Origin of the sequence: uncultured Nevskia sp. (genome assembly GCF_903885465.1) — a bacterium.
Classification (GTDB): domain Bacteria; phylum Pseudomonadota; class Gammaproteobacteria; order Nevskiales; family Nevskiaceae; genus Nevskia.
Genome location: NZ_CAISIQ010000434.1, coordinates 1 through 6,089, shown reverse-complemented (window position 1 = coordinate 6,089; position 6,089 = coordinate 1). Strand labels below are relative to the sequence as shown.

The window sequence follows — 6,089 nt, the reverse complement described above, 5'->3', positions numbered from 1 at the left end:
GCGCGGATGCGCTCGGCCAGGGTGCCCTGCGGATTGAATTCGATCTCGATCTCGCCGGTCATGTAGCGCTGTTCGAGAATCTGGTTTTCGCCGACGTAGCTGGCCAGCACTTTCTTGATCTGGTTGTTGGCCAGCACCAGCCACATGCCGTGGTTGTCGCAGCCGACGTTGTTGCCGATTACGGTCAGATCCTTCGCGCCCGAGTCGCGCAGCGCGACGATCAGGTTCTCGGGAATGCCGCAGAGGCCGAAGCCTCCGGACATGAAGGTCATGCCGTCAAAGGTGATCCCGGCCAGCGCACTGGCGGCATCGGGATAGAGTTTGTTTGCCATCGAGCTGCTGTCTCCTTGTGTGTACCGCAGTCAGTGCATCGGCAGCCAGCCCTGCAACGGGCCAGCAGCCAGGATTGGTGTCAGACGCCAGCCGCAGCCAGCAGGCGACGCGCCGCCTTCAGATGCGGCACGTCGAGCATCTTGCCGTCGAGCTGGACCGCGCCCGCGCCGGTCTCGAAAGCCGCAATCACGCGATGGGCGAAGGCAATCTCTTCCTCGCTGGGCGAGAACGCGGCATTGATCACCGGCACCTGGTCCGGATGGATCGCGCACTTGCCGGTGAAGCCATCGTAGCGGGCACCCTCGCTGTTGGCGCGGCAGCCGTCGCTGTTGCGGAAATCGACGTAGACCGTGTCCAGCGCCTCAACACCGAGCGCATGCGCCGCCAGCAGGCACTGGATGCGGGCGTGCTCGTAAACCGGCCGCCAGCGGCCATCGGCCTGCCGTGGATCGCCAGCGCCCATCGCCGAGCTGAGGTCTTCCCCGCCCCACATCAGGGCCTTCAGGCGCGGGAAGCTGTGACGCGTGAACTCGCCCATGCGCAGCACGGCCGCCGGCGTCTCGGTGATCACCGCGAGGATGGCGATGCCGCCAAGCGGCAGCCCGGCCTGGGTTTCGGCCATGTCGAGGTAATGACTGACCGTAGTGATGTCTTCCGGCCCGAACACCTTCGGCAGCACGATGCCGACCGGCTTCGATGCGACGACGGCCGCGAGATCGCGCAGCAACTCGCCGGAAGCCAGATCGTTGACCCGGATCCAGACTTCGCTGGCACCGCTATAGGTCTTCAGGTATTCGACGAGCAGCAGGCGAGCCAGCGGCTTGCGCTCCGGCAACACCGAATCCTCAAGGTCGAAAGCCAGCGCATCGGCACCACAGCTGACCGCCTTGGCGAGCTTGCGCTCATTGTCGGCGGGCACGAACAGGATCGATTTCATCGGGAATTGGTCGGCAGTTTTATGGATTTTGCACAGCTCGGGCGATTGCCGGACAAGGGTTTTCCCTCTGTCCGGTCATCCACCGCGTCGATTTATAGTATGGTTCCGTACTATTATTTGCATACCGGCTCGCTGCCGTCACCTTGCTGCTGTGACAGGCCGCTGCAGCCACCTTTGAATCGAGTCCTCACGGAGACATCGTCTTGAGTCGTTCAACCCGGGGCATCGTCTCCTATGGTGCCCATATTCCACGTCTGCGCATCAGCCGCGCGGCGATTGCCGAAGCACACGCCTGGGCGCTGCCCGGTCTCAAGGGCCAGGCCAAGGGCGAACGCGCCCTGTGCAGCTGGGACGAAGATGCGATCACCCTCGCCGTCGCCGCTGCCCGCGATGCCGTTCGTGACAACGGCCGCGCCGCACCCGCCGCGCTAACCCTGGCCTCGACCACTGCGCCGTTCGCCGATCTACAGAACGCGGTGATCGTCGCCAGCGCGCTGAATCTGTCTACCTCGACTCAGTGCAGCGACCTCGCCGGCTCGACCCGTGCCGGCCTGAGCGCGCTGGCCCAGGCTCTGGAATCCGCTGCCGAAGGTGATGCGCTGGTCGTCGCCGCCGATCGCCGTTCGGCAAAGCCGGGCAGTGCTCAGGAAATGCAGTTCGGCGCGGGTGCTGCCGCGATCCAGGTCGGTGAGGATGCTTCGCTCGCCAAGTACCTCGGTCGCGAATCGGTATCGCACCTGTTCGTCGACCACTTCCGCGCCACGGGCGAGAAGCACGACTACTACTGGGAAGAGCGCTGGATTCGCGATGAAGGCGTGGCCAAGGTCATCCCGGCCGCGGTCAAGCGCCTGCTCGCCAAGACCGGCCGCGCCGCTACCGACGTCAAATGGTTCGGCCTGGCCGGTGCGCCTTCGGGCTCCGACAAGCTGGTCGCCAAGACGCTCGGCATCGCGCCCGAGCAGATCATTCCGGACCTCGCCGGCAACGTCGGCGACTGCGGCACGGCACATGCGCCGCTGCAGCTGATCCACGCGCTGGAGAACGCCAAACCGGGTGATCTGATCATCGTCACTGCGTTCGGCCAGGGCTGCGAAGTGCTGGCGTTCGAGATGGGCGAAGGCAGGCATCGTCCGGCCACCGGGCTGGCGAAGTCGATTGCTGCGCGCATTCCTGAAACCTCGTACATGAAGATGGCGTCGTTCGAGGGCGAGATCGACCTCGAATGGGGCATGCGTGCCGAAACCGACGTCAAGGCAGCACTGACCCAGCACTATCGCTCGGCTGATCAGATCAACGCCTTTGTCGGTGGCCGCTGCAAGGTCTGCAACACCGTGCAGTTTCCGCGTCTGCCGAACTGCGTCAGCTGCGCTTCGCCGGATTCGCAGACGCCGTTCAACTTCGCCGACGAGCTCGGCCAGGTCGCCACCTTCAGCGCCGACTGGCTGCAGTTCTATCTGGCGCCGCCGCTGTATGTCGGCTTGGTCCAGTTCGATGTCGGTTCGCGCCTGCTGATGGAAATCGTCGAAGTCGGCTCGGCCGGCATCGATGTCGGCACGCGGCTGTCGATGCAGTTCCGGATCAAGGCGCGCGACCGCAAGCGGCATTACAGCCGCTATTTCTGGAAAGCGGTTCCCGTTCGTTAAGACGCCAGGAAAAAGAGAAAAAACATGGCAACCGGTATCAAGGACAAGGTCGCAATCCTCGGCATGGGCTGCTCGCGGTTCGGCGAGCGCTGGGACGTGGGTAGCGAACAGCTGATCAACGAAGCATTCACCGAAGCGCTGGCCGACACCGGCATCGATCGCAGCCAGATCGGCGCCGCCTGGTTCGGCTCGGCACTGGACTCGGTCAACGTCGGCAACTCGGCGATTCCGCTGACCACCGCGCTGCGCCTGCAGGGCATCCCGGTGACGCGCGTCGAGAACATGTGCGCCACCGGCACCGAAGCGCTGCGTGGCGCGACCTATGCGGTCGCTTCCGGCGCGGTGGACATCGCGCTGGCCGTGGGTGTCGAAAAGCTCAAGGACACCGGCTACGGCGGCTTGCCGGTGCCCGGCAAAGGTACGCTGAACGATCTGTGGATGCCGTACTGCTCGGCACCCGCAGGCTTCGCCCAGCTCGCTGCTGGCTACCGCGCCAAGTACGGCATCGACCGTGAACTGCTGAAGCGCGCGCTGGCCACGGTGTCCTGGAAGAGCCATCAGAACGGCGTCAAGAGCCCGAAGGCCCATCTGCGCAAGGCGGTGACGATGGAGACCATCCTCAACGCGCCGATGATCGCCGAACCGCTGGGCGTGTTCGACTGCTGCGGCGTCAGCGATGGCGCGGCGGTGGCAATCGTCACCACTCCGGAAATCGCCCGTGCACTGGGCAAGAAGGATCTGGTCACCATCAAGGCGCTGCAGCTGGCCTCGAGCAGCGGCCGCGAATCCGGCATGACCGAATGGGACGGCGCCCGCGTGCCGAACACCCGCATGGCCGCTGCTGCCGCCTACAAGGAAGCCGGTATCCGCGATCCGCGCAAGGAACTGAGCCAGATCGAAGTGCACGACTGCTTCTCGATCACCGAACTGGTGACCATGGAAGACCTCGGTCTGTCCGAGGACGGCCACGCCGTGCAGGACGTGCTCGATGGCGTCTACAACGCCGACGGCAAGATTCCCTGCCAGATCGACGGCGGCCTGAAGTGCTTCGGTCACCCGATCGGTGCGACCGGCCTGCGCATGGTCTACGAGCATTACCTGCAGCTGCTCGGCCGCGCTGGCGAACGCCAGCTGAAGAACCCGACCCTGGGCCTGTCCCACAACCTCGGCGGCGTGCCCTACAACGGCGTGGCGGCGATCAGCATCGTCGGCCTGATGTAAGCATTGCTGCGCAGCATCCAGCGCCGGATACCTCGCTGAGGTCCGGCGCTTTTTTTATGCTCGAGAAAACCGATTCGTGAATTGAACCAATCACGCTATTCTTGGATCGTGACAGTACACACTGTCTGTATCGATACCACAGGATTGAACATGGCCGTTTCACGCAGCAAGACGGGGAAAGTAAGCCCCCCGGCACCCGCATCGACATCGGCGCGCAGCAGCGACAACGGCAGCCCAACGCGCGCCGGCAAGACGCTCGGCATCGATCCGGTACCGCCGGAACTCGACGAAGTGGCTCGCGACGCCATCCGTCTGAGCTTTCTGATGCACGACGTCTCGCGGATGCGCCGCAACACCTACGACCAGTTCATGAAGCCGCTCGGCATCACTCGCGCCCAGTGGTGGGTGCTGGCCCATCTGTCGCGTCACGACGGGATGATGCAGACCCAGTTGGCCGATGTGCTCGAAGTCGGCAAGGCCAGCCTCGGCGTGGTCGTCGAAGGTCTGGAAACCAATGGCTGGATCAGCCGCCGCCCGGACCCCACCGACAAGCGCGCCAAGCGCGTCTATCTGACCAAGCCCGCCCAGGGGCTGATCAAGCGGATGACGGTGCTGGAAGTCGAATTCAACGACCGGGTGTTCGCCAATCTGCCGCTGGACGAGCGGGCCGCACTGTTCAGTTCGCTGATCAAGGTCAAGCAGTCCCTGGGCCGGGTGGCCGGCAGTCTTCAACAACCTCAACCTGCCCGGCTGACTGGCGTGGCGCGAAACAAGAAAGGCTCCCCGACCATCGCGATCGGGGAGCCTTAGTCAAACCTCATTCAGATCAGTGGGACAGCGCAACGCCCGCCGGCGACCTGGATGCCGCCGTCTGCGTCCGCACCAGGGCCTGAGCCTCCGCCGCTTCGCGATCCAGTTCCTTGCTCATGTACCAGGCCGTGAGATTGAGGTAGGCGCCCCAGACCGCCATCGGCAGATAGAAGCCGAGCAGACCGTTATAGGCAAACGGCCCGCTCTTGAAGAACGCTGGACCTGCCGCGGTCAGCAGCGACGCTGCGCCGGCAAAGGTGAACCAGGTCAGCCAGCGCGGAATCATCGGTTGCTCGCGCGAATCCTGGAGTTCGACGATGCCAGTCGCGATCATCTCGACAGCGAGATAGATCCAGCCCAGCAGGAACGCGAACCAGGCCCAGTCGTACCAGGACTGGATCACGTCCGCACTGGTCTCCGGCCGATAGGCGCAGACGATCCAGGCGCAGGCGTTCATGAAGATGATCAGCGAGATGAAGATGCCGCAAACGCCGGTGGTGATCGACCACAGCGGTCGCCGCCCTTCGATCTTTGCCAGCATCAGCCCGAACTGGATCGACGCCGGCACCAGGAAACCGCAGGCGATGTAGAAGATCGTGCAGCCGATGATCGTGCCCCAGTGATGGGTTTCGCTGAACCAGAGCTTGGTGGCTTCGAGGCCGGCATCCGCCGGCAGCGGTGCCCAGAAATGGGCGATGCCGAGCCAGCCGATGGCGGTCAGAGCGCTGAAGATCCAGCTGCACCAGAGGCCGAACTTCTGCGAGCCGGTATTGAGATTTTCCTGCTTGTCCATGAGTAGCCCCGTTGACGATGAAACGGCTGATCTGCCATTGAGGCCAGTCACCGTCGAAGCAGCACTGCTTCTCCGGCCACTGGCCACCAAGCAGTGGCAACCGCTTCAGAACACCATGACCGGCTTGATCGCCCCGCCCTTCTCGGAGGCGTGCGCGGCTTCGTTGATCTCGCTGAACTTGAACTTGGTGATCAGGCGATCGAACGGGAACTTGCCGGCCTTGAACCAGGCCGTCATCTGCGGGATGAAGGTCTTCGGATCGGCATCACCTTCGGTGATGTATTTCACGCCGACACCGCGGATCAGCATGCTCATCATGTTCGCCGGCAGCATCGCTTCCGGCGGCGGCACG

At 63.9% G+C, this 6,089-nt stretch carries 6 protein-coding genes and 1 pseudogene; 3 read left to right on the top strand and 4 right to left on the bottom strand.

Going from position 1 to position 6,089, the window contains the following annotated elements; translation table 11 throughout:
• Together QZY06_RS16845 and QZY06_RS16840 are read right to left on the bottom strand one after the other, a co-directional pair.
• A partial coding sequence (locus QZY06_RS16845) for a CoA transferase subunit A (protein ID WP_295686223.1) occupies positions 1-332 on the bottom strand: 332 nt, incomplete at its 3' end.
• Between the two features lie 80 nt (positions 333-412).
• Entirely contained in the window at positions 413-1,270 is an 858-nt protein-coding gene (locus QZY06_RS16840; protein ID WP_295686221.1) for a CoA ester lyase, read from the bottom strand.
• Between the two features lie 203 nt (positions 1,271-1,473).
• Here QZY06_RS16840 and QZY06_RS16835 point away from each other — a divergent pair, with 203 nt between their 5' ends.
• The 3 genes from QZY06_RS16835 (at position 1,474) to QZY06_RS16825 (ending at position 4,944) form a co-directional block, all read left to right on the top strand.
• Positions 1,474-2,913, top strand: a complete 1,440-nt coding sequence (locus QZY06_RS16835) for a 3-oxoacyl-[acyl-carrier-protein] synthase III C-terminal domain-containing protein (protein ID WP_295686219.1) — start codon at positions 1,474-1,476, stop codon at positions 2,911-2,913.
• Positions 2,914-2,937: 24 nt separating this feature from the next.
• Positions 2,938-4,134 carry an acetyl-CoA acetyltransferase gene (locus tag QZY06_RS16830; protein WP_022974957.1) on the top strand — a complete coding sequence of 399 codons (1,197 nt, stop codon included), beginning with the start codon at positions 2,938-2,940 and terminating at the stop codon, positions 4,132-4,134.
• 150 nt (positions 4,135-4,284) lie between these two features.
• Positions 4,285-4,944, top strand: a complete 660-nt coding sequence (locus QZY06_RS16825; protein WP_295686217.1) for a MarR family winged helix-turn-helix transcriptional regulator — start codon at positions 4,285-4,287, stop codon at positions 4,942-4,944.
• A 16-nt stretch (positions 4,945-4,960) separates the two neighbouring features.
• On the opposite strand, the gene QZY06_RS16820 is transcribed toward QZY06_RS16825, so the two are convergent.
• On the bottom strand, positions 4,961-5,737 hold the full coding sequence (locus tag QZY06_RS16820) for a hypothetical protein (RefSeq protein WP_295686215.1): 777 nt from the start codon (positions 5,735-5,737) through the stop codon (positions 4,961-4,963).
• A gap of 105 nt (positions 5,738-5,842) precedes the next feature.
• A pseudogene (locus tag QZY06_RS16815) lies at positions 5,843-6,089 on the bottom strand (NAD(P)-dependent alcohol dehydrogenase); the annotation flags it as partial.